25 protein-coding genes and 1 pseudogene are annotated in these 23,516 nt (G+C 45.3%); 5 read left to right on the top strand and 21 right to left on the bottom strand.

Annotation, left to right across the window (positions count from 1 at the left end):
• Positions 1-57 precede the first annotated feature (57 nt).
• From AC0YN6_RS06970 to AC0YN6_RS06925, 10 genes are all read right to left on the bottom strand, one after another.
• Positions 58-1,335 carry a hypothetical protein gene (locus AC0YN6_RS06970; protein ID WP_475745927.1) on the bottom strand — a complete coding sequence of 426 codons (1,278 nt, stop codon included), beginning with the start codon at positions 1,333-1,335 and terminating at the stop codon, positions 58-60.
• Positions 1,336-1,346: 11 nt separating this feature from the next.
• Positions 1,347-2,189 carry a hypothetical protein gene (locus tag AC0YN6_RS06965; protein WP_475745926.1) on the bottom strand — a complete coding sequence of 281 codons (843 nt, stop codon included), beginning with the start codon at positions 2,187-2,189 and terminating at the stop codon, positions 1,347-1,349.
• Entirely contained in the window at positions 2,186-2,875 is a 690-nt protein-coding gene (locus tag AC0YN6_RS06960; RefSeq protein ID WP_475745925.1) for an ATP-binding cassette domain-containing protein, read from the bottom strand. The genes AC0YN6_RS06965 and AC0YN6_RS06960 overlap by 4 nt, the downstream gene beginning before the upstream one ends.
• On the bottom strand, positions 2,868-3,269 hold the full coding sequence (locus AC0YN6_RS06955; protein ID WP_475745924.1) for a GntR family transcriptional regulator: 402 nt from the start codon (positions 3,267-3,269) through the stop codon (positions 2,868-2,870). The genes AC0YN6_RS06960 and AC0YN6_RS06955 overlap by 8 nt, the downstream gene beginning before the upstream one ends.
• A gap of 177 nt (positions 3,270-3,446) precedes the next feature.
• The gene (locus AC0YN6_RS06950; RefSeq protein ID WP_475745923.1) at positions 3,447-3,875 is read right to left on the bottom strand and encodes an ATP-binding protein; all 429 of its coding nucleotides are present in this window, start codon (positions 3,873-3,875) and stop codon (positions 3,447-3,449) included.
• Complete coding sequence (locus AC0YN6_RS06945) at positions 3,872-4,204, bottom strand: STAS domain-containing protein (protein WP_475745922.1); 333 nt, start codon at positions 4,202-4,204, stop codon at positions 3,872-3,874. The genes AC0YN6_RS06950 and AC0YN6_RS06945 overlap by 4 nt, the downstream gene beginning before the upstream one ends.
• Before the next feature lie 76 nt (positions 4,205-4,280).
• A complete protein-coding gene (locus AC0YN6_RS06940) occupies positions 4,281-4,904 on the bottom strand; it encodes a hypothetical protein (RefSeq protein WP_475745921.1) in 624 nt (207 codons plus the stop codon).
• Positions 4,905-5,053: 149 nt separating this feature from the next.
• Positions 5,054-6,190, bottom strand: a complete 1,137-nt coding sequence (locus AC0YN6_RS06935; protein WP_475745920.1) for a SpoIIE family protein phosphatase — start codon at positions 6,188-6,190, stop codon at positions 5,054-5,056.
• A gap of 203 nt (positions 6,191-6,393) precedes the next feature.
• Positions 6,394-6,792 (bottom strand): YflT domain-containing protein, encoded by a 399-nt coding sequence (locus AC0YN6_RS06930; protein WP_475745919.1) that lies wholly within the window; start codon positions 6,790-6,792, stop codon positions 6,394-6,396.
• A gap of 46 nt (positions 6,793-6,838) precedes the next feature.
• Complete coding sequence (locus tag AC0YN6_RS06925) at positions 6,839-7,003, bottom strand: DUF1328 domain-containing protein (RefSeq protein ID WP_475745918.1); 165 nt, start codon at positions 7,001-7,003, stop codon at positions 6,839-6,841.
• A gap of 217 nt (positions 7,004-7,220) precedes the next feature.
• On the opposite strand from AC0YN6_RS06925, the gene AC0YN6_RS06920 reads away from it, so the two are divergent.
• From AC0YN6_RS06920 to uxuA, 3 genes are all read left to right on the top strand, one after another.
• Positions 7,221-8,099 carry an alpha/beta fold hydrolase gene (locus tag AC0YN6_RS06920; protein ID WP_475745917.1) on the top strand — a complete coding sequence of 293 codons (879 nt, stop codon included), beginning with the start codon at positions 7,221-7,223 and terminating at the stop codon, positions 8,097-8,099.
• A 173-nt stretch (positions 8,100-8,272) separates the two neighbouring features.
• On the top strand, positions 8,273-8,950 hold the full coding sequence (locus tag AC0YN6_RS06915; protein WP_475745916.1) for a GntR family transcriptional regulator: 678 nt from the start codon (positions 8,273-8,275) through the stop codon (positions 8,948-8,950).
• 19 nt (positions 8,951-8,969) lie between these two features.
• Entirely contained in the window at positions 8,970-10,061 is a 1,092-nt protein-coding gene (uxuA, locus tag AC0YN6_RS06910) for a mannonate dehydratase (protein ID WP_475745915.1), read from the top strand.
• 65 nt (positions 10,062-10,126) lie between these two features.
• Here the strand turns inward: uxuA and AC0YN6_RS06905 are convergent, their stop codons facing one another.
• The 5 genes from AC0YN6_RS06905 to AC0YN6_RS06885 all read right to left on the bottom strand — a co-directional run bounded on the left by AC0YN6_RS06905 (position 10,127) and on the right by AC0YN6_RS06885 (position 14,797).
• Positions 10,127-10,414 carry a 4a-hydroxytetrahydrobiopterin dehydratase gene (locus AC0YN6_RS06905; RefSeq protein ID WP_475745914.1) on the bottom strand — a complete coding sequence of 96 codons (288 nt, stop codon included), beginning with the start codon at positions 10,412-10,414 and terminating at the stop codon, positions 10,127-10,129.
• Positions 10,415-10,519: 105 nt separating this feature from the next.
• Positions 10,520-11,296, bottom strand: a complete 777-nt coding sequence (locus AC0YN6_RS06900; RefSeq protein ID WP_475745913.1) for an IucA/IucC family C-terminal-domain containing protein — start codon at positions 11,294-11,296, stop codon at positions 10,520-10,522.
• A gap of 36 nt (positions 11,297-11,332) precedes the next feature.
• Positions 11,333-12,346: an ABC transporter substrate-binding protein gene (locus AC0YN6_RS06895; protein WP_475745911.1), complete on the bottom strand. Its 1,014-nt coding sequence runs from the start codon at positions 12,344-12,346 to the stop codon at positions 11,333-11,335.
• Between the two features lie 228 nt (positions 12,347-12,574).
• Positions 12,575-14,356 (bottom strand): helix-turn-helix domain-containing protein, encoded by a 1,782-nt coding sequence (locus AC0YN6_RS06890; RefSeq protein ID WP_475745910.1) that lies wholly within the window; start codon positions 14,354-14,356, stop codon positions 12,575-12,577.
• A 225-nt stretch (positions 14,357-14,581) separates the two neighbouring features.
• Positions 14,582-14,797: a helix-turn-helix domain-containing protein gene (locus AC0YN6_RS06885; RefSeq protein ID WP_475745908.1), complete on the bottom strand. Its 216-nt coding sequence runs from the start codon at positions 14,795-14,797 to the stop codon at positions 14,582-14,584.
• A gap of 71 nt (positions 14,798-14,868) precedes the next feature.
• Here AC0YN6_RS06885 and AC0YN6_RS06880 point away from each other — a divergent pair.
• Together AC0YN6_RS06880 and AC0YN6_RS06875 are read left to right on the top strand one after the other, a co-directional pair.
• Positions 14,869-14,967: pseudogene (locus tag AC0YN6_RS06880) on the top strand (EamA/RhaT family transporter); the annotation flags it as partial.
• An 86-nt stretch (positions 14,968-15,053) separates the two neighbouring features.
• Entirely contained in the window at positions 15,054-15,860 is an 807-nt protein-coding gene (locus AC0YN6_RS06875) for a dihydrodipicolinate synthase family protein (protein ID WP_475745906.1), read from the top strand.
• Positions 15,861-16,049: 189 nt separating this feature from the next.
• On the opposite strand, the gene AC0YN6_RS06870 is transcribed toward AC0YN6_RS06875, so the two are convergent.
• The 6 genes from AC0YN6_RS06870 to AC0YN6_RS06845 all read right to left on the bottom strand — a co-directional run bounded on the left by AC0YN6_RS06870 (position 16,050) and on the right by AC0YN6_RS06845 (position 23,503).
• Complete coding sequence (locus tag AC0YN6_RS06870) at positions 16,050-17,378, bottom strand: LLM class flavin-dependent oxidoreductase (RefSeq protein ID WP_475745905.1); 1,329 nt, start codon at positions 17,376-17,378, stop codon at positions 16,050-16,052.
• A 1,674-nt stretch (positions 17,379-19,052) separates the two neighbouring features.
• Positions 19,053-19,589, bottom strand: coding sequence for a GNAT family N-acetyltransferase (locus AC0YN6_RS06865; RefSeq protein ID WP_475745904.1), 537 nt, complete (start codon positions 19,587-19,589; stop codon positions 19,053-19,055).
• Between the two features lie 49 nt (positions 19,590-19,638).
• A complete protein-coding gene (locus tag AC0YN6_RS06860; protein WP_475745903.1) occupies positions 19,639-20,142 on the bottom strand; it encodes a DinB family protein in 504 nt (167 codons plus the stop codon).
• A gap of 37 nt (positions 20,143-20,179) precedes the next feature.
• Entirely contained in the window at positions 20,180-21,364 is a 1,185-nt protein-coding gene (gene solA / locus AC0YN6_RS06855; protein WP_475745902.1) for an N-methyl-L-tryptophan oxidase, read from the bottom strand.
• Positions 21,300-22,496 carry an amidohydrolase gene (locus AC0YN6_RS06850; protein ID WP_475745900.1) on the bottom strand — a complete coding sequence of 399 codons (1,197 nt, stop codon included), beginning with the start codon at positions 22,494-22,496 and terminating at the stop codon, positions 21,300-21,302. The genes solA and AC0YN6_RS06850 overlap by 65 nt, the downstream gene beginning before the upstream one ends.
• The gene (locus tag AC0YN6_RS06845; RefSeq protein ID WP_475745899.1) at positions 22,493-23,503 is read right to left on the bottom strand and encodes an LLM class flavin-dependent oxidoreductase; all 1,011 of its coding nucleotides are present in this window, start codon (positions 23,501-23,503) and stop codon (positions 22,493-22,495) included. Before AC0YN6_RS06845 ends, AC0YN6_RS06850 begins: the two co-directional genes overlap by 4 nt.
• Positions 23,504-23,516 lie beyond the last annotated feature (13 nt).

Genomic DNA, 23,516 nt, shown 5'->3' with positions numbered 1-23,516 from the left:
TACAAGACAAGAGCCAGAATCCTTTCAATAGGATACTGACTCTTGTTTTATAAGCGTTTATTTTTCGGCGATATCGATATTATTCAAATGTAGATTCTCCTGCATGGCTTCAGGTGTCTGAATACCATCACCGACTACAGCAACTCGGCCTGTATAGAGCAATTGTCCAGTCGTAAGATCCAGTACAGATGCTCCGGCAACATTTGCTTGTTTGGTTTGTAGGTACACTCGATTGGATTTAATAATGGCAGCTTCGATCTCGTCCACCTTCAATTGCTCTGCAGATACCGTCACATAAGCTTTCTCGAGATGTTTAGTCTGTACTTCATACCGTGATAAAGTGACTTGATTAGGTTCGGTTTCTGCCATAAAAAAATAATCGTCTTGCAGGCTTATCGTCATATTATCAAAGTTTAAATCAGTCAATTCAGTCAATAATCCCGTACGATACGAATACATAAAATATTTCTCGCTTAACGTTTCCGAAACCTCATTCGCTTCTCTTTGTTCTTTGCTAATTTTCTCTTCACGTACATTAAAAAGAATACTTTCAGAAGGAGCACTATACTCCCTATCTGTATCTTCCAAAAGATTAACTTGGATGTTGACGTCTTTTTGAGTGATATAGTTGACTGGCCATTGCTCGAGCTTCGTATTCCGCAGCAGCTTCCCACTTTTCATGTCTATGACAAAAATCTCATACTCACTTATCCAATCATCGAAATTAAACGTAGTGGCGAGTAAATGCACCTCATTATCCAGCCGTTGAACGTCTACCAATCTCATATAATTAGTCTCATACTCTATTAATTTGGAAATATCTATTGTTTTCGGGAGCTCATACGTCAGCTCGAGTTTCGATTTTTTGTCTGTAGATTGTTCGATAAGATTTAACTGAAATGCAGCTATTGGAGCTTTTGACTCTCTTTTTTGGGTTCTAACGTCTGCATAGATGACCCACTCCTCATCCTGATAAAAACTACTACTATTATGCTTACCTCGCATAAATGACTTATGTTCTTTTATTAGATGCTCAAACTCAGGCCGTTTGTAGAACCATGAACGATAATCCGTTAACTCCTTACGCAAATTTGTATTCGAAATCGTATTCGAACCATTAACCTCGCTGCTGATGCTATTCACTTGTATAGGTACAGAACGTCTCTCTAAATAGTAAGAGCCAGATATTTCGATAACTTCGCCTTCCTTTAGATCGCCTTGAATCGTTTCCAGCTGAAATTCGGGGTAAAAGTTCTGCTTGCCGACCGCGTAGTAAGTGCCTATTCCGCTTACTGCGAGTACGGCTATTAGGATGGATAACCAATAACGCCTCATGAACATTCTCCTTACACCGTAATCTTTTTGGTGAGCAGTCTCATTGAAAGCCACACGGATACGCAAAGCACCAGAAGGAATATGAATAGTACTATACCGTACATTTCGTATGCATAAAGATAAGCATTACGATCATCTGAATTCAAAAATAAGAAAACGGATACGACAGCTAACACACAACCCGCCACATACAATACACCGTACAAAATACCTAAAAGACCATAACTTCTCTCCAGCAAAATAGCGGTAACAATGACGATGACAACAATCGTTCCAAAACCATAATAATAAAGAAATTGTTCAAACTGCTGCGGTATTAACTTTTCGAGTGCTTGATTGCTCATTATTGCTTCTACGATATGAGAGTCGACTCGCTGATCTGCAGGAACGATGAGATTGAAGACGAAATGCTGAATGGGCAGCATGATTAATTGAAACGAAATAAATCCGAACACAAACAGGAGAAACGCCGTTAATTTAGCTAAATAAATGTTCCGTCGTGCTGTCGGCAGCACCAGCAATCGATAGATAAACGTAGAGCGCCCGAACCAATCACGGTACCAGATAATAAAAACATACAAAGCGAGTACACCTATACAAAGGAGCATCGGCAAAATATAGCCCATCTGCGAACTAAAGATTGCCCATTCAAAACTAAGATATTTAGGAGAAAAACCAGTCAGGAGGCTCTTATCTACGGTCTCTAACAACAGCTTTTCTCGAAATGACAATTCTTTCGTAACCGTCCAAATGAGAGCACTGAACTGACAGATTGCTGTAATTCCCATTAATATGGCGAGTACCCAGCGGAAGCGTTGTACCTCCATATGAACAAGCTTTAAATATCGATTCATGCCTGATACACCTCTCTCATGACATCAATGACAGATTTTCCTTCCTCGCTGCGCATTTCTTCGCAGTAGAACTCCTGGGTTACCTTGCCGTTCTTAAGTAAAATAGCTTTATCGATGAGCTGCTCCATCTCTCCGATTTCATGCGTCGTAAGTAGTACGCCCCGCCCTTCAATGAGGTCACTCGTAAACACTTCCGTAATCGCTTCCCTGCTAAACAAGTCAATTCCCGAGAACGGTTCGTCCATTATTATGTAGTCTGAATCTTGGCCAAGACCTAGCAAAAGATTGAATTTTGCAGCGGTTCCTTTCGATTGGTTCCCGATTTTATCCGAATATTCCAGTTTAAAAAACTGCATAAGCTCACTTGCTCGCTTTGCGTTCCAGCTCTCATAGAAATCAGCCATAAACCGGATCGCCTCGGATAGCTTCATACTGGAGGGCATCGCCAGATGGTCTGGAACGAACGCTATTTTTTCATATAAGCTTGGAGTTAACACTTGTCCGTCAATAAGAATCGAGCCTCGGGAGATCGGCGTCAGCCCCATGATCGTCTTCAGGATCGTTGATTTGCCTGCTCCGTTTACACCGATAAGGCATGTGATTTCACCCTTTGCCGCAGTAAAAGATACCCCTTTCAGCACATCACGACGACGATACCGCTTATGTATATCCTTTACTTCAATCATGCTCCGGCTCCACCTCTTCATATTTGCTCTTGACCAGCTGCAGCAGCTCGTCGATTGGAACATCGATCTTACGCACCGACGCCACGAAGTTGCCGACTGCTTCTCCTATTAATTCAGTTCTAATTTGATTGAGCAATACTGTATCATTTGTAATTCTGCTCGGTGAATTACCTTCCGAAATAATCAACTGATGCTCCTCCATTTCCTTATATGCTTTCTGTACTGTATTTGGATTAATTTTCAATAGGGTGCCCAGCTCTCTCCGTGAAGGAGTGATCTGACCGGCAACAAGCCGCCCTGTCGCGATTCGTTCTTTAAAATGGCGGACAACCTGCAAATAAACCGGATCCCGATTATTGAACGCAACTTCCGTCCAGCCTTCAATGGTGTTCATAGCCATACCTCACATTCGTAGCAAATGTGTATTACGTGCATAATACACTTCATAAGCGTATTATGCACGTAATACACTTTGGAGTCAACAGAGCATTTTTTATCCCACAATAAAAAAAAAAAGAGGAAACGACGCCAGCGTCATTTCCTCTTCTTCAATTGATTAACTGTTTTCGTTCTAATTTTCTGAAGCATTATTCACATATTTCGTAAGGACAACCTCAGTACCATCCTCTAAAGAATGAACCTCAACTTCATCCATCAGCGCCTGCATCAAATAAATGCCTAGTCCACCGACTTGAAGTCCGCTTACATCTGCCTCTGGGAGTGGAGCAGCCTTCTCAAGTACAGCGAAAGCTGGCCCCGTATTTTTCACTTTTATCGTAAGCCCCGTATCGCTTTGTTCAAAGCAAATATCGATCACATCTTGCTCCATTCCTTGAGCGCCATGAATCACTGCGTTATTACATGCCTCAGAAACAGCAACCTTCATATCTTCCATATCTTCATAAGCATAGCTCATCTTCGAGGCGATTCCGAACAGACAGATTCTGACCATATCGATATAGTCCGCATGGGCCGGGATTTGTAGTCTTATGGCATTCATGCTTGAGCCTCTGTCCCTTCAATTAAATATCTAGAGATCCCTGTGAGATCAAATAGACGCTTAACAGCCGAAGGAATTTCCTGTACAAAAAACGGTGCTTTTAGCTCGTCACGGAGCTTAAGTACCGAAACGATGATACCAATCCCAGTACTGTCTATATATTTCAAATGTTTAAGATTTAGAATCAATGCTTTGTCCTGGCGGTTCATAATCGGTTCTAACGCTGCCCGCAGCTGCGGCACAACAGATAAATCCAGCTCCCCGCTTACATGAAGTATAAATTTGTCCTGTGTCTCTTCCTGCATGACTTGAAATTGCTCAGCTCTCATTCCATTCACTCCGCTCACTTTTGTTTAATAAATCGTATCAAGATCCTTCTCATTGCACAAGATGCACATTAAGTTGTTACATGGAGAAGCTGTGGAAGTAATGAATGGACGTCAGCTTCTGAGTATCCGCATCAATAAAAAGCTTCAACAAGGCTTCCTCTCTCTCAAATACAATACCGTCCTCCGTGATATAATCGGGTTTTCCTAGCGCTTCCGTAACGGCATCCACTGTAACAGCGACTTCAATTCCATCAATGTTCAGCGTCTTGGAGTCTTCCGCTATTTCAACAGACTGTATGAATTCGTCACTAAAGATGATATTCATACCCTCGTATTCATAAATCATCACTTCACTTAAATGCGGGTCCGTTGTCATCTGTTTCGGCTTGCCCAGCTTCTGGACCACGCTGCCCTGATCATCATAAAGCGTGATGCCATTAACAGTCTGAAGCGTAAAGCTTGTTTCTGACAGATCTGACGGCTTTGTTGCATTCACTGCTTCTGTTGCATAGGTAACTTCTGTTACTGCTGAAGGAGACACAGAAGCCATTACGATTTCATTAGTTGGTTCGGGCTGCGCTTCCGCCTTCACAGATCCTGATTCTTGCACTGAAGAATTCGTCGCGGTGACATGTCCAAAGTCGCCGGTACAGGCGAGAATGCCTCCGATTAAACAACCAATAATAATAAAAGTCTTCATATGATCTCCCTCCTATGCGGGATTGTCGGGATTGTAGAGCTTCCTTTAGCTTATATGTACCTATACACTGTTCTCTGCTCTTTGAAACAGGTTCAATCAATTATTTTTATAAAAATAATGCTGCCTTCAAAACAAAGCTGCCACAGTTATCATTTTGTCTCAATCATCACTAAGCAAATATCGTCCTTTTGACTGGAATTGGCATGCTCCGCAATAAACTCGCTAACCATCTTAGCATGCTCACTCGCATCTTTTCTTCTTAGTTGTCCCATAAGCAGATCCAGCATTTCCTCTTCGTTGTCGCCGATAGACTCACTTAATCCATCCGTATAGAGGACGATCTGAGTCTGATCTTGGTAAGAAACGCTGCCCTTATTAATATCGATATTTTCAAACAAACCAATTGCACAGCAGCCCTCTATTAACAGAGTTTCCTGGTCGCCAATCATTAACCTGCCTGGAGGGTGTCCAGCATTCACATATTCAATAACCCGCTTATCCGTATCCAATACTAAATAAATGGCGGTAAAATAGTAATTAAGCAGCTCTTCCTTCTTATACAGCTGATTCATATATCGATTGAGCTCACGCATAACAAGGTCCGGATCAGTAATACGCGTTATCGTATCCTTAAGAACGGAAGATATGTACATGCATACCAATGAAGAAGAAATACCATGTCCCATCATATCAAGCAAAATAACGCCATAACGATACTCATCAATCCGATACCAAGAGTAGAAATCACCTGCAAGCTCTGACGATGGCTGATATACCGCGTTGATTGCTACATGTTCATCATTTATCGGCTGACTTAACACATTTCTTTGTACTTTTTTGGCAAGTTCCAGCTTAGCCTTCACATGTCTGTCTCTCTCTTTGTGCCAATCGATTTCCTGCTTCAGCCTTAAGGCTGAACGAATTCTCGCTAGCAATTCCATCTTATTAATCGGTTTCATTACATAGTCACTGGCACCGGCATCAAGCGCCTCTGCCATCTTGTTAGAATCGCCCAGCGCAGTAACAAATATAATCGGAACGTCCTTATAACGCTCCACCTGCAAAATTCGTTTACATGCTTCCAGACCATCGATCTCCGGCATCATCATATCCATCAAAATCAAATCTACTTTTGATTCCGTTTGCGAAGGACTGTCAATATCCAGCATGGTGTAAAGCTGCATCGCCGATGATGCAATTTTCAAATCCTTATAACCCTCTTTATTTAAAATAGCTTTTATAATAATCTGATTTGTAGCATTATCATCTACGATTATAATACTCATATTCAGGCTCCTTTAGCTCCATTATCCGCTACTCACATTCTGAGCGTAACTAGTAGTAGAGTCAACTATTTATAAGGAAGATTACCAAGTCAGCGCGCTGTCTAATAAGCTTACTTATAACATTGAAACATGATCAAATTTGGAGAAAAGGTCTATCCTCGCGGATAGACCTTCGATTTCCTCATCATTGTTTGAGTGTTGGTTTACGCTGTGTAGTGAGGATAATAATATACGGCAGGGTCGAAATCTTCACCCGAATACTCCTTGCCTCCCCATGCGATGACCAGAATTTTATCCTGATCCATCTCACGTTCGAGGCGCTGCGACTCTTGCTCGGAAATGCCAAGTGATCTCATCTTAGCCCGCAGCTCATCACCGCTTGAACGGAAAATGTTAGCGATTGTCGAGCCTAGACCTTCCTCAGCGATACCGATTTGCTCAGCATCTGTATTCTCAACAATCCGTTTAGTCCGATCCTTATCATGCGTCAGCACGAAAATATTGTCCTTCGGGTAACCCTCAGTTTGAAATTTATACACCTGTTCTTGAACCTCGATAGCGTTATTTACCGTGTGTACCTTCGTATTGGATAGATGATTCATTGTAATTCCTCCTCATTTTTTTGTTTGTTTAGTTTCCCATTCCTTGTTAACTGGCTCGTCTCCTGCCAACAATGAGAGATACGACAAAGAGTATGACGAATACGACGAATAATATTTTTGCTATCCCAGCTAGTGCGGAGGCAATTCCTAGAAAACCGAATATGCCTGCCACAATGGCAAAGATGAAAAATAATAATGCCCAACCTAACATTGGAATCAACCTTCCTTCTAAACTGTTTTTGTTAACTTGTCATGTTATTAACCAGCCTCATGCCCTTTGAAACAGCCTGCTTACAGACGATTTAGTCAAAATCGCAGCTATAATTGAAGAAATAAATATGCAAATATTTCAGATGTTTCAGAAGTCTTGAATGAGGTTAAGAGACTACACCAAACAAATCGATAATAGAAAAGGCTGGTGATGATCGATGGAAAAGCAGCGTATTCACGTTAATGGCATCGATTTAGTCTATGAAGAATGTGGAAGTAACAAAGGTACAGCAATCGTATTGCTCCACGGCTTTTGCGGCTCATCTCAATACTGGCAAAAAATATGTCCGATGCTCGGTGATGAATACCGCGTCATCATTCCAGATCTTCGCGGTCACGGCAGCTCTTCGGCTCCGGATGGCCCGTATACAATGGAGACGATGGCCGAGGATATCGCTGCACTCTTAGCTGAGCTTCAGATCGAGAAGGTCGTAATGTTCGGCCATTCCTTAGGCGGCTACGTAACGGCAGCCTTCGCGGAGAAATATCCTACTATGCTGTCAGGCTTCGCGCTCATTCATTCCACCGTGCTCCCGGATTCAGAGGTTGTTAAGGAGAAACGAATGGCGGATATTGAAGCGATTCGTGAGAAAGGGATATCGAAATACCTTTACAGCATTATCCCTAATTTGTTTACGGATGAGAGGCTCGGAGAAATGCGCGATGAGGTCAATCAACTCATCGGTGTTGGACAGGAAATGCAAGCTGGCGCAGCAATTGCTACCTTAGAAGGAATGATGCTGCGCCCTGACCGCAGCCACGTGCTTGCTAATGCGAAATTTCCAGTATTGCTCGTAGCAGGCGCAGAGGATGCCGTTATTAAACCTGATGATACCTTCACGGTTACAAGTGTGGATCAGCATGAAACCACTTACAAATACCCTCATATTCTGGAGACAACCTTCGAGGATGTCGCACATATGAGCCTTGTGGAAGTGTCGGATCAACTTTCGAGGGTCATGTCTGCTTATCTAAAAACAATCTCAGAGCGTGAGAAAACAAGAACTGAAGCGATTAGCGGTAATGAAACAACTTGAAGTAATGCCGATTAGCGCAAAATAACGAAATAGAACTATAACGAAGGGCTGTCTCAGAAGGTAGATTATCTACTTTTTGGGGCAGCCCTTCTGGCGTTTTTTTTAGTTTAGACTTTCAATTTTCCAAACTTGTATGGTAGTATGGTAGTATAAAAAGAAGAAGGAATGAGCCTATGGATTTCCATGTACGTCCACAGCCCCTTTCTACAAGGGATGCCGTTTATATGCAGCTAAGAGAACAGATTTTGAATCTGGAGCTTCCGCCAGGAACATCTCTATCCGAGAACGAGACCTCTCTGTCGTTCAAGGTCAGCCGTACTCCTGTGAGAGAAAGCTTCCTCAGGCTCGCTCAAGAGGGTCTTGTTCAAGTACTTCCGCAGCGTGGAACTCTCGTTTCATTAATTGATACTGAGCTCGTTGAAGAAGCCAGATTTATGCGGGAGCAGCTTGAGCGAGCAGTCATTCGCTTAGCTTGTGCCCACTTTTCAGAGCCATTCCTTCTTTCTCTTAAGGATAACCTTCGTCGTCAGCAGGAATGTGTTCACACTAAAGATAACAAAAATATGTTTACGCTGGATGAGGCTTTTCATCGCATTTTATTTGATGGCTGCAGCAAGAGCAATACATGGTCGATTATGCAGCAAATGAACGCACATTTAAATCGAAGCCGTGTACTTAGGCTTGCGGATGACCACCACTGGGGAAATCTTTATGAGCAGCATCGTTTAATGGTCGAAGCGATTGAAGCCCAAGATGCTGATACCGCTGAGCGGCTCATGACAGAGCATCTCACTCAGAATATATCAGATCAAGCTCTTCTTAAGGAAAAGTATCCCCATTACTACAAATGAAACGGGAGGATCGATTAGCATGCAAATGACATTTAGGTGGTTCGGCGAGGGCAACGATACAGTTCCCCTTCGTTATATTAAACAAATTCCCGGCACCGACGGCATCGTCTGGTCGCTGCATGATATAGCGGCAGGCGAGGAATGGCCGCTGGAGCGAATTTTGGATATTAAACAGCAGGCGGAGCAGGCAGGTTTACATATTGATGTCGTAGAAAGCGTCAACGTGCACGAGGACATTAAGCTCGGCTTGCCGACTCGCGATTTGTATATTGCGAATTATAAGAAGACGATTGAGAAGTTAGACAGCGCTGGCGTAAAAGTGATTTGCTACAACTTTATGCCGATCTTCGACTGGCTTCGCACCGACCTGCATAAGCCGATGGGCAACGGGGCAACCGCTTTATTTTTTGAGAACAGCCGAATTGCTGATACCGATCCATTCCAATTTGTAGAAGAGATCAATGCGAACTCTGCTCTTACGATGCCGGGCTGGGAGCCCGAACGGCTGCAGCATCTGACGAAGTTGTTTGAAGCTTATCAAGGCGTGACGGAAGAGCATTTGTGGGAAAACCTTCGTTATTTTTTGAGTGAAATTATTCCTGTCGCTGAGCGGAACGGCATTAGAATGGCCATTCATCCCGATGATCCGCCATGGTCTGTTTTCGGCTTGCCGCGTATTATGACAGGTCAGGAAAATTTCAGAACACTATTAAAGCTGTACGATAGTCCTTCGAACGGCATTACCTTGTGCAGCGGCTCGTTAGGTGCGAATCCGAGCAATGATATTATTTCAATGATTCATGAGTTTGCGGATCGTATCCCATTCGCACATATTCGCAACGTACGCGTTTATGAGAATGGGGATTTCATCGAAACGTCCCACCGAACACAGGATGGTACAGTAGATATCGCGGGAATTGTGAAGGCGTATCATGAGGTCGGCTTCACAGGTTACGCAAGACCCGATCATGGCCGGCACATTTTTGACGAACAGTGTAGACCCGGATACGGACTATACGACCGAGCTCTAGGCATTATGTATTTATGGGGACTTTGGGATGCTTATCAGCTTGCAGCCGCTTCCACTGTAGATTTAGAGGGCAATCCATGACAAAAATGCAGGCCGCCTTATAGACCTATTGTCTTGGGCGGCCTGCTTTCTATACGTTTATCGAGCTATTTACTGGCATAGGCACGGTCAAATGCTTCTGCTGCTGCAAAATCCAGCGCCGTAAGGCCGCCATCATGCCATGTCGTCATGCGGAGCGTGACCATTTTGTAATCAATGGCGATGAATGGATGATGATTAAGTCGCTCTGATGCTTTCGCTACCTCATTTACGAAAGCGATAGCGCTCAGAAAAGTTTGAAATCGATATTTCTTGATGATCCACTTGCCATCCTCCCGCTTCCAACCCTCACATGCTGCCAAATTTGTCTCGATTTCTGACTCCGTCAGCTTCATACATTCCACTCCCTCGTTGCTATTTGATATAGCTAGTATACGATAGTCGTCCTGTTTCATCATGATTTAATTAATATATATAAAACAAGCTCCATGACATATACGTCATGGAGCAACAATTTCCAACTTCGGGCAGTTGGAGCAGTATTCTTCGACACTGGACACCTCATAGTAGAAGCAGCAGGTTTTGCGAACCCGCATAGGCGTATTAGAAACAGGTGAGCATGTCGATGCGCCATAAAAGCGGCTTAGCGGGTTTTGTTTTTCCCCGAATAAAGCACCAGGTGCCTGATGAATCAGAAACTCAAAGTCTGCTCGGGCACGGGATTGCTCTTGCTGTTCACCCGCTGCCCCAATTCGTTTCTCGTATAACGAGAACACACGAACCGCAACATTTTCCCATAAAATCGGTTTTGGCACATTGGCCACTCTAGACATGACCGCTATTAATTTCCCTAAATTCCCGGCAAAATGATCTTGAATAACCGTGTTGCGCCAAACCTGTCGTTCGCTAGCTTCGGGCATCGTAGCATCCATATCTGCAAGACTGACTTGCTCCAGCCAGGATTGACCTGGTGAAGATCCAATAATGCAATTTTGGGCTGATAAATCCAATCCCTTGTTATACACTGACATGGCGTACAGCAGCGGAACAGTGGTTAAGAAGGCGTACCTTTTAAAAAACTGCGAAGCTGTGGTCATCCTCGATGGGGATTGTAGAAGCACTGTCAGCCGGTCCAGATAATCAGAGCACATCTCCACGTCGAGCAAGTCCAAGGCTCTCACCGAATTAGCAGGACGGGTTGCACCATATTCACACAAGCCAAAATGTCGGCTCAAGTAATCCTTTTCATCCTGATCGAGAAGTGACTGCTTATTCATACACAAAACCCCCTAGGACTCAATGCTCGAAAGGATTTAATTGAGCGCATCAGCGATCTGATCGACAATCAAATTAATCGCGATAGGTCCATAATAACCGATCCACTGCGCCGTATTTTCCACATATACCTGGCCTGCCTTAACCGCGTTCATACTTTTCCAGATAGAAGTGTTCTGAAATTCAGTCGTTAACTCCAAATTCGTATCATCCTGGAGTAGAAATAAATGATCGGCACCCAGTTCTGGAATCGCTTCAAGCGAAATCATCATACTTGAATCCGTACTGTTGACTGCCATTTTGGGCGGAGTCAGCCCTAGATCGTCGTATAGAATCTGTGATGTTCGATGTGATGAAGTTTGGAGACGAATCATATCATCTCTAGGCCGGATCAAGGCAACCGTTTGGCCCTTCATTTTGATTGTCAATTCCGCTTTTAGATTGCTTATTTTTTGTTGGTAACTATCAACCAGCTCTTGCGCCTCTTGCGGTTTATTCAAGATTTGCCCAAACTTTAATAGCACTGACTGCCAATCCTCATTGCGCTCTAGTGAAATTGTCGGTGCGATTTTGAGTAAATCTTCGTAGATCTCATCATGGAATTCCGTTGCGATGATGAGATCCGGTTCTATTGCAATGATTCCTTCCAGATTCGGTTCTACATACGTTCCGAGTAACGGAATATTGCCCATCTTATCGCCCAAGTATGGAGGAAGTCCGTTGTCGGTTTCGGCTATTACGCTGCCCGCTGGCTTAACGCCCAGCGCCAGCATTTGATCCGCATATTGGACGTCCAGCAAGACAATTTTCTCGGGTACTTTATCGAATGTCATTTCACCCTTCAGATGCTGGATGGTGACCGGCGCTGCGAGACCAGGCTTCACTTCAGAGTTGCTGTTTACGGACTCTTCATTTTTGGCTTGAGGTTGATTCGTCGATCCTGCCCCAGCGTTATTGCTGCCTTGATTTGAACTGACTGAGCATGCGCTCAGAAACATAACCAAACTTACTAACATGCTAATAGTCCATAAAAATTTGTTTTTTGGAAACATATGTATAACTCCTCCACTTTCATCTGATTGAGAATGAAACTCATCATCACTTATAACACTATAACGACTCGTTCTATTATCTTCAATGGATATTTGCGCCAATAGTAATGGATTGTGGCGACACAAAAACACCGTTGCTAGGATCGGCGGATCCGGATACAACGGTGTTTGTATAAAAAATAGATCATCGAAGCGCTATTCCTTTCTTACGCTTTACGATAAAACAGACTATTTGGCATCCAAGAAAACTTCTGCCACTTGATCGACCACCCGATTCATCGCAATAGGGCCGTAATAAGCAATCCAAATACTCGCTTTGGCTTGGTAAACATGATGCTGCTGCACGGCGCGCAAACTTTTCCATGTAGTCGTGGTCTGGATCTCATCCGACCAAGCTTTAAATTTGTTGTCGGTCAATACGAAATAATGGTCGGCATCGAGCTCAGGCAACCCCTCTAAAGATATCAGTGAGCTGGTCCTCTTGCGATCAATCGCTAGCTTCGGCGGATGCAGCCCCAGATCGCTGTATAGAATCGCCGCCGTACGATGAGCGCATGTATGCAGCCTAATGGTATTGTCCCGCGGTCGAATCATCATTACCGACTGCCCATGCAACTTGGCTGCCAGTGCCGATTTCAGCCTGCTGATTTTGTGTTTATACTTCTGTAAGACCTGTTCCGCCTCAAGTTTCTTGCCCATAATCCGCCCGATCGTTCGCAATGTTTCTCTCCAGTCGCGGTTTCGCTCGAGCATGATGGTCGGCGCTATATTCATTAGGCTTCCATAAATGTTCTTATGGAACTCTGTGCAAATGATCAGCTCAGGCGCCAAAGCACGCAGTGCTTCCAGATCGGGTTCCTCCATTGTTCCCAATGCCTGAATCGCGCGCGGCTTGCCGATCAGATAATCAGGAACGCTGCTGAGATCTCCGTTTACCATGACGCTGCCGGCCGGCTGCTCACCTAGAGCCAGCATATGGTCCATAAACTGTGGATCTAGCACAGCAATTTTCTCAGGCCTCCGCTGGAGCAGCAGCTCGCCTTTAAGATGAATGATCGTCAGCTGTGAGCGACGGATAGCAGCATCCAGTGGATCTGACGCCGCCTTCTTCTCACTTCCAACCGCTTCTAGATCAGACGAGTTTACAGCAGTATTCTCCGGCTCATCATCTCTGACTTGGTGCATTGATTCTCGATACATGCTTGGAGAAACGCCCGTGTAACGCTTAAATAAACGACTGAAATAATAGCTGTCCTCATAACCGACTGCTTCGGCGATATCCTTAAGCCCTGTATTCGTACGACATAGTAATTCCTTGGCCTTGTCTATACGGATCTGCATCAGATAGTCAATCGGCCCAAGAGCCAACCGCTTGTTGAACATCCGCTGCATTGTCCGAGGACTGCAATTTAATAGTGTTGCAAGTGAGTCTGCTGTGATCGGTTCGGCATAGTGTGCATCCATATATCTGACTGCCTGCAGCACCAAATCCGGTGAAGCCTGCTCCAATCGCCAGTGCTGCAGTTGTCCCATTAGCTCGCAAATGAACTGATAAAAGAACGATTTCACCTGCAGCTTCGCCATCGCTTCCGGATGGTTCCATTCCTGCTCCATACGGGACAAGGATATGAGCAGCGGAGCAGCATGACTGACTACAAAACCATATTGGATCTCAAACGGTTCCGTGCTAGCCAGCAATTGAAGCAAATCTTGGCTGCACGGCAGCGGTAGAAAGGCCTTATACTGAATCATATAATATTCTAAATGGTCGGTGATATCCATGATAGTAAGAACAGTGCCATTGCCGGCGTGACAAACATATCCACTCTCCAAATGGTGTTCATCCCCGTCCAGCAGGAGCCGAGCACGACCTTTTATTATGTATAAAAGAGTACTCGATCTTAGCTCCGATGTGTGCAAATGCTCGCCTATCGTAAGCTCGGTCCGCTGCACTTCATTTATTTTCAGCGATACAAGGTTCCAAAGAATAAGATGATTTTCCACAATCATAATATGATGTCAACTCCTATAGAGGGTCTGTCACAGGATTTGCAGCTCGTTTGTCATCTCCCTACAATATGTGTGAATTATACCATGAACATTAGAATTTGAGATTACCCCGGTCCATGCAGGCCAGATCTATTATGTAGCGTAAATAGCCCAGTAGGTCATAGCAGACCTACTGGGCTATTTCTCTTTAAATCATTAGTACAACCACCGGTTGCCGTTTCTACTTTAGTTTGATGGTCGCAATTCATACAGATCGCGTACATCGCAATTAATAGTAGCTGCTACCGATATCGCTACTTTGAGCGGCATTATTCGCTTGTTATCGATATAATCGCCGATCCTTTCGGGCCTTACCAACAGTGCATCTGCCAACTCTGTCCGAGATAGCCCACTCTCGCTTAATCGCTGCTCAAGCAGGCATGAGCCGAGCTCAAATTTCATCGCAATGTATCCTCCATTAAATAAAACGTTTATTATTAGTTTAACCAAGCTTCCCTCTCTATACCCTAAAGATAATCCTTCATCGTGGTCTAGCTCAGGGAGGTATAACAGTGGTCGGGCAGTTGCAACTGCTCCAGCCTTTCTTCGGCGTGGTACTGTGTGTGATGATTGCACAGAGATTTGCATCAAAAAAAATTTCAATGTCAGCTCTAATTTCGCAGAGTATAAACTTTTAATTAGGAGGAATTTGATCCATATGAACAATTTTCATATTGCCTTACCTACTCCGTTTCGAGAAGATGAAAGCTTGTATTTAGAGGGATTCGAGCCAATTGTAAATTATTTGAAAGTTCATGCAATCGACTCTTTGTTTGTTTCCGGTTCAACAGGGGAACAGCATTCACTCAGCATCGAAGAAAGACTTTATATCATAGATTATTTCAATCGGATGCATTTTCCGGATGTCGAATTAATTTTTGGCGTTGCATCCACTAGAACAAAGGACGGAGTGAGATTAATCCAAGCAATTGAAGGATCGGTCTTTGATATAGTAATGATCGGATTCCCTCCTTACATTAAACCGACTCAGCAGCAAGCTATCTCGTATGTGGATGAACTGCTCGCACACACAACCAAAGAAGTGATTCTTTACAACAATCCTTCCCGAACAGGTTTTGATTTAAGTCCGGAATCTTTGCACGATTTAATAAGCAGACATAAAAACATCTTAGGTTTTAAGGAGGCAGGAGACGTTCTTCGTCATAGAGACACGGTGTTTCCTGAATCGTTTGTCCGGTTCGCAGCAGGTGATATAAACCTAGCATCCAATATTGTATTAGGCGGATGTAATGGCTTGTCCAGTATGGTCGGAAATGTGTATCCTAAAGAAATCAAACATACCTTTGATGCCCTTCTGGAGAACAGAACCGTAAATGTAGCAGAAATTGATAAAATGATTGCCGAGGTCTTACACGGTCAAGCCATTGTTAATATAAAAGAAAATTACAATCAATTGGGTATGCGAACAGGCGGCTGCCGTTCTCCTCTGGGACCTGTAACATAACCGATATACGGCTAGTCTGACACCTGAAGTTTTTGCCAAAAGAAAGATGTCTTTTCATCTAACGTAAGGATGTAGACATCTTTCTGGTTTACAGCTGGGCTTTACTGTCCATCCATAAAAAAAGAACGCACCCGATTAAGCTTGGGCTGCGTCCTCCACACAAGTAAGTGCGCGTATAGCATGATCTCCTTAACTGTTCACTTTCTCTTTGGTATAGCGATTTGCAGGAATCTGTAGGCCTAGATTGCCACGCAGCGTATCAGACTCATAGTCTATACGATAGATACCGCGCTCTTGTAGAATCGGAACGACCAAGTCCACAAAATCATTCAATCCACTCGGAACAGAAGCATGAATAATGAAACCGTCGGCGGCGCCTTCTTCATGCCACTGCTCTATTAGATCAGCAATTTTCTCAGGCGTACCTATGAACTGACTGCGCGGAGTCGCAGATTGAAGTGCTACTTGGCGAAGTGTTAAGTTTTTCTCCTTCGCATTTCTTTTAATTTTGTCCGTGCCGCTGCGGAAGCTATTTTGTCCGAGATCACCTAGCTCTGGGAACTGATCATCTAGCGGATATTGAGAGAAGTCATGGTGCTCGAAGAAACGTCCTAGAAAGTTCAAAGCATTCTCGATCGTAACTAACTCCGCAAGCTCCTGATACTTCTGCTCCGCTTCCTCTTCCGTACGTCCAATAATCGGTCCAATGCCGGGAAGAATAACGATATCATCCACCGAACGACCTTCAGCAACGGTACGATTCTTCACATCCTTGTAGAAGGCTTTCGCATCTTCTATATTGTCATGGCCTGTGAACACAGCATCCGCTGCTTTGCCAGCCAGTTTCTTGCCGCTCTCGGACGAGCCCGCTTGGAAAATAACCGGGTGCCCCTGCTTCGATCGAGCGATATTAAGCGGACCTTGCACAGAGAAATACTCGCCTTTATGATCAAGACGATGCAGCTTGGAAGGATCGAAGAATACACCGGAGTCTTTGTCTCTAACGAAGGCGTCATCCTCCCAAGAATCCCACAGCCCGCGCGTAACTTCCAAATACTCTTCGGCGATTTTGTACCGCTCGTCATGCGTCGGATGCTCAGTCTTACTGAAATTGCTGGCTGAGCCCTCAAGCGGAGACGTAACTACATTCCAGCCTGCGCGTCCCCCGCTAATATGATCGAGAGAGCCGAATTGTCTAGCAACCGTAAACGGCTCACTGTACGAGCTTGATAATGTTCCTACTAAACCAATCTTGGATGTAACCGCAGCAAGCGCGGACAGTACCGTTAACGGCTCAAAGCGGTTCAGGAAATGGGGAATTGATTTTTCGTTTATATAGAGACCATCCGCGATAAATACAAGATCAAATTTTCCCGCTTCAGCCGTCTGTGCCTGCTGGGTATAAAATTTAAAGTTCACACTCGCATCTGCTGGAACTTCCGGATGCCGCCACGCTGACACATTGCCTCCCACACCATGAATTAATGCGCCAAACTTAAGCTGCTTGCGATTCGCCATATTAAACAACCTCCTAAGTAACTTATGAATTTAACTAACCTAACTCCAGAATGTAATAATAAGCATGTATGCAAATAAACAAGCGCTAGTGAACAAGCGTTAGTGAATAAGCGCTAGTGAACAAGCACTAGTGAACAAGCACTAGTGAACAAGCTACATTGTACTTTGTGCAGCAGAATTAGCTGACAACCGCTCACCTGAACTCTACATTGCACTTTTTACAACAGAATCGGCCTTCGACCGAGCAAACGGACCATTTAGCCTCATTCCTATTGCAAAAGTGCAACGTAGCCACCCAACTCGCTCACCATGTAAGGTTTCTATTGCAGAAAGTGCAGTAGGCTAGCCTATTGTCGCGCGGCACCGGTGTTCATAAACGTAACCCCAAGTTAAAACAAGCTACATTGTACTTTGTGCAACAGAATTAGCTGACAACCGCACACCTGAACTCTACATTGCACTTTTTAAAGCAGAATCGGCCTTCGACCGAGCACACGGACCATTTAGCCTCATTCCTATTGCAAAAGTGCAACGTAGCCACCCAACTCGCTCACCATGTAAGGTTTCTATTGCAGAAAGTGCAGTAGGCTAGCCTATTGTAGCGCGGCACCGGTGTTCATAAACGTAACCCCAAGTTAAAACAAGCTACATTGTATAAGTAACCTCAAGTTAAACAAGCTACATTGCACTTTCTACAGCAGAATTAGCTGACAACCGCACACCTGAACTCTACATTGCACTTTTTACAACAGAATCGGCCTTCGACCGAGCACACGGACCATTTAGCCTCATTCCTATTGCAAAAGTGCAACATAGCCACCCAACTCGCTCACCATGTAAGGTTTCTATTGCAGAAAGTACAGTAGGCTAGCCTATTGTCGCGCGGCACCGGTGTTCATAAACGTAACCCCAAGTTAAATAAGCTACATTGTACTTTGTGCAACAGAATTAGCTGACAACCACACACCTGAACTCTACATTGCACTTTCTACAGCAGAATCGGCCTTCGACCGAGCACACGGACCATTTAGCCTCATTCCTATTGCAAAAGTGCAACGTAGCCACCCAACTCGCTCACCATGTAAGGTTTCTATTGCAGAAAGTGCAGTAGGCTAGCCTATTGTTGCGCGGCACCGGTGTTCATAAACGTAACCCCAAGTTAAACAAGCTACATTGTATAAGTAACCTCAAGTTAAACAAGCTACATTGCACTTTCTACAGCAGAATTAGCTGACAACCGCACACCTGAACTCTACATTGCACTTTCTACAACAGAATCGGCCTTCGACCGAGCAAACGGACCATTTAGCCGCATTCCTATTGCAAAAGTGCAATGTAGCCACCCAACCCACTCACCATGTACGGTTTCTATTGCAGAAAGTGCAGCAGACTAGCCTATTGTTGCGCGGTGCCACTCCAAATGTGATCTAGCCCGCTAAAAGTTCACCTTCGAATGATCAGCAGTGTTATGCTACAGTCTCCCGTTCCGCCACACGGTGATCAGCAATGTTATACAGCGGCCTCCCATTCCGCCGCGCGGTGATCAGCAGTTTCATACAGCGGTCTGCCCTATCCCTATCGTCACACTATCCACGTAAGTATCAAAAAAGTAGCAACGCCTCATCAAACAGCAACCATCCTAGCTATTTACTCGGCAGCAGCTGCCTCTAATCTTCATTGCACCTGCAATAGAGCAGATTCCTTTAACTCCAGTCGATAGCTCTTAACGAGCGTCTCGCCGTTTATCAAATCCTTATCGGTCGCGCGCTCGAAACCAAGTCGCTCATAAAGTCTAACGGCTGAATCCATCATATCGGAGGTATGAAGATGCAGCGTTTCCGCGCCCCATTCAAGAGCAAGCTTCGCGCTGGCACGTATTAGCTCTGTCGCTACACCAAAGCCGCGAGCTTTCCTCGAAACAGCAAGTAGACGGATAATCGGCGAATGAATATGAAGCTCGGGTCGTCCATACGCTGCTTCAGAGGAATCGAACAAAAACACGCTCCCCACAACCTCGCCTCCAAGCACCGCCACTAAACGCGCCTTCGTTCCTTCCCCCTCAACGGCTGCCAATATGCTGTCCCTATAGTTATTCCAGTACTGTTCTGGAAGAACTTTCTTATATTGACCATAAGCATCGAGCAGCACTTCTCTAGTCGCATCGAGATCTGTAGACTCAGCATTACGAATGATTAATGCAGTTTCAGACATGCTTCTTCACCTGCTTTCCCTTTAGATAACAGCCATTGTAATAGGGTTTTTATCGAATAGATCGCTGCGAATTAGCGCTGTGTGATTCAGACTCCGCTTGCTTGATCCGTCGAATTTGAGCTAAATGACCATCCACATGCTTAACAAACGCTGGTACGATAACCGCAATTGAAATGGGCTCCCCTTTAAAGTTAATGCCTGTCTTGGCCCATTCTTCTTCCGACAGACGATGAAACAGCAAACTATTGTATTGAACTAGTGAGCGAGCGACAAGCAAAATATCCTTCGCTACACCTTCATTTGCTCTCTGAGCGGATACCCATGCATCTTGGTTGAAAGCAGGGAGCCTTACCTCAGATCCCGACAATATTTCGCGAATTCGAAAGGATACGATGATGCTGTGATCAACGAGATGAGCAAGCACTTCCGTTGCACTCCAAAACTCAGGCGCAGCCTTCCATTTCAACTGATCAGCCGACAGCCCTTCTAACTCATGCTCAATCTGATCATAGGCCTGCAAATAGGCTTGAATATCGACAACCGCTTGACTCATTTAAACTCCTCCTCGTGATTAGCCAACGTTAACATCTTCATGTCTCTCTAAAACGATCAAGCTCAAATAATCGCAGATCATAACCCGCATTCTTTTTTTCTATTTTGTCAGCCAAAATCTCACCAACTACGCTTGCGAATTTAAAGCCATGTCCGGAAAACCCTCCGGCAAGCAGCACATTGGCATGCTCTGGATGAGCGTCTATTATGAAGTCCTCATCTGGCGTAAACTCATATTTGCATACCGCGCTTTGCAATAGTCTGCCTGCTGCTCCGGGAACAAAAGCATCCAGAGCAAGGCGTAAATCTTCCTCATCTTCTGGATAAGCACCAAATGGAGCAAGCGGCTCCCCAGGCAGCCATTCCACTCCTGTATCGTGCCTGCCGATCTTTATTCCTGCTCCTCCGATGCTCGGAAATCCATAATAACCGCCTGCTGCGCCGCCCCAAGTGAAGCCAGGAAATACGCCAGCATCAAAAGCAGGTGAGCTCGTTTCAAACCACCCCACCACCTTGCGAACCGCACGAATAGGCAGCTTTATATGATCCGAAAGCATACCAAACCACGCACCGACGGTAATGATGATCTGTGAGGCTCTATAAGCTTCATCTTTCGTATACACGGTAACACCTGAAGCATCTGCTTGAATATTGGTAACAAAGCTATTCATCAGAAGCTCCGCTCCAGCTGCAATTGCCTGATGCTTGTAAGCAGCTACACATTTCTCGCTGTATAAGTAGCCTGCATTCGGCTCATACATGCCTTGGAAAGAACCCGCCAATTGAACGCCAGGAAATCGTCGGTTAATTTCTGCCGCGCTCAGCAATTCAACATGAACTCCATTCGCCACAGCATCGCCTAATCTGCCTTCATAATTGTAAAAGCTCGTTTCTGCCATATTAAGCACACCAGAACGCTCCAGCAGCTTCTGCCCGGTCGCTTGCTCTAATGCCAGCCATCGTTCATCCGCACGCAGCGCCATCTTCACATAGGTATCACCGCCATGATAAGCATGCCGGATAAGGCGCGGCTCCCCGTGGTGACTTCCCATGTTATGAGGTGGATTAAAGGCATCAATGAGCAGTGTTCTTGCTCCACGCGCAGCAAGCTCATAACCTGTGCTCATACCCATCGAGCCAGCACCAACGACGATTACATCATACGGTTTCCGAATGTTGTCGACCTCCCCGCAAGCTCTCACCTGCCAGCTTGTGCAAAGCATCTGAAGCTAACGATGCAAAAAACGAAGCCGCAATCGGCAATGCGCTTTCGTCCACATCGAAGGCCGGATGATGCCATTCCTGTAAGCCGGCTGTCCCAAGAAATACGAACAGCCCCTCTGTTTCCTTCAAATAAAAGGCGAAGTCCTCACCTGCTGGAGAAGGAGTCGGTTTCACCACCGTAAGACCGAGCGCCTTAGCCGTCACAGCAGCTTGTTCGGCCCATTTCTGATCATTGATAACCGCAGGCGGGCCAGCAAGCCATTTGATTTGCGCTTTCGATGCGAATGCTGAGGCTACACCATTCACGATTTGCTCGAAGCGCTCGCGAACTCTCGTGCGGACATGCTCTTCAAACGTACGCAGCGTACCGTCAAATACTGCTTTGTCAGAAATGATGTTCCAAGCCGTTCCCGCATGCAGCCTCGTCACACTAACGACTGCACTGTCCAGTGCACTTACACTCCGGCTTACGATGGATTGAAGCGCCGTGATCATATGTGCCGCTGTAACAATCGGATCGAGACCCGCCTCAGGTACCGCCGCATGGCTGCAGCGTCCTTCAACCTCTACGACAAAACCATCTGCAGCTGCCATGATCGGTCCCCCTGTGATTCCGATCGTTCCAACGGGGAGATCCGGCTTATTATGCATACCGAACACGGCATTCACACCTTCAAGTGCTCCGCTTGCAATAAGCTTCTTTGCGCCCTTTGCCTTCTCTTCTGCTGGCTGGAACAGAAATCGCACTGTTCCTTGCAGCTCATGCTCCCGTTCCTTTAATAAGAATGCCGTTCCAACAATCGCAGCCGTATGAAAATCATGGCCGCAGGCATGCATTTTGCCTTGAATTTTCGAAGCGAACGGCAGTCCCGTCTCCTCCTGAATGGGCAGTGCATCTATATCGGCGCGAACTGCCACGATCGGACCGCCATGCAAGCCCCCAACCTCTGCAATGACCCCCGTTTCGAGTCCATAATCGACGATTCGAATGCCCGCTTCTGTTAACCAGTCACTTATGGCAGCTGTTGTCTCGAACTCCTCATGGGATAATTCGGGATGCTGATGCAGGTGCCTGCGAATAGCAACTAATCTCTCCAAGGTAGCTTCAGCTAACAAATCACTATCACTCATACCAATTCCTCTTCGAATGCTTCCTTCAACAGCTCGAATGAACGAATACGCTTTGCAAAATCAGGAATGATCGTCGTAAAGATGAATTCATCCACTCCGTATTCCGCACCCATTTCAAGCAGCCGTTTACGAACCGTTTCCTTCGTTCCTCTAGTAATATCCGCATCTCTTTCTTCCGCTGTATAGGTCTCGCCTGCTTGCCTAGCAAATTCCTCCGCTTGCTCAAGCGTACTCACATTAACCGTCTTGCCGCTTGCGAGCGTAACTCTCACATTTTTGAAAAACCCCGCCAGCTCATTCGCTTCTTCTTCTGATTCGGATGCAATTACAGACAATGCAAGAATCGTCTTCGGCTCTGTTCCGTGCGAGCGATTAAAGTTGTTCCGATACGTATCAAGCGCTGTGCGAGCGGTAAGCGGATCGTTATTAATGAATAGGGCAAAAGCATAAGGATACCCCTTCTCCGCAGCAAGCTCCGCGCTGGATACGCTTGTGCCGAGCAGATAAATATCAGCAGGCTGGTTAGGCAGCGGACTTGCTTCAAGTCCTGCAAGCGGGTGATCGTCGCCAGTTTTACCATGGAGCAGCTGCTCCAGCTCTGTCAGCTTCTCAGCCAAAGTAGCAGCATCAGCTATGCCCTTCTGCAACGCCTTCGTAGAACGCGGCAGCCCGCCTGGCGCACGTCCAATACCGAGTTCAACTCTTCCTGGTGCAAGTGAAGCTAGTACGTTAAAGTTTTCTGCTACTTTATAGGGGCTATAATGCTGAAGCATTACGCCCCCTGAACCAATTCGAATCGTATTCGTTTGCGCTAGTAAATAAGCAATAAGCACCTCAGGCGATGAACCCGCCATATGTGAAGAATCATGATGCTCCGATACCCAGAAACGCTCGAACCCAAGCGTCTCTGCTAATTGCGCCAGCTTAACTGTATTTCCTAATGCTTCAGCTGCGGTTTGACCAGGAAAAACAATGCTTTGATCCAGAATGCCGAATTTAAGTGACATATGATTTCGCTCC

It is taken from the genome of Paenibacillus sp. J22P15 (assembly GCF_056269345.1).
Note: the sequence above shows the minus strand (reverse complement) of the source record. Positions and strands in the feature narration are given on the sequence as shown.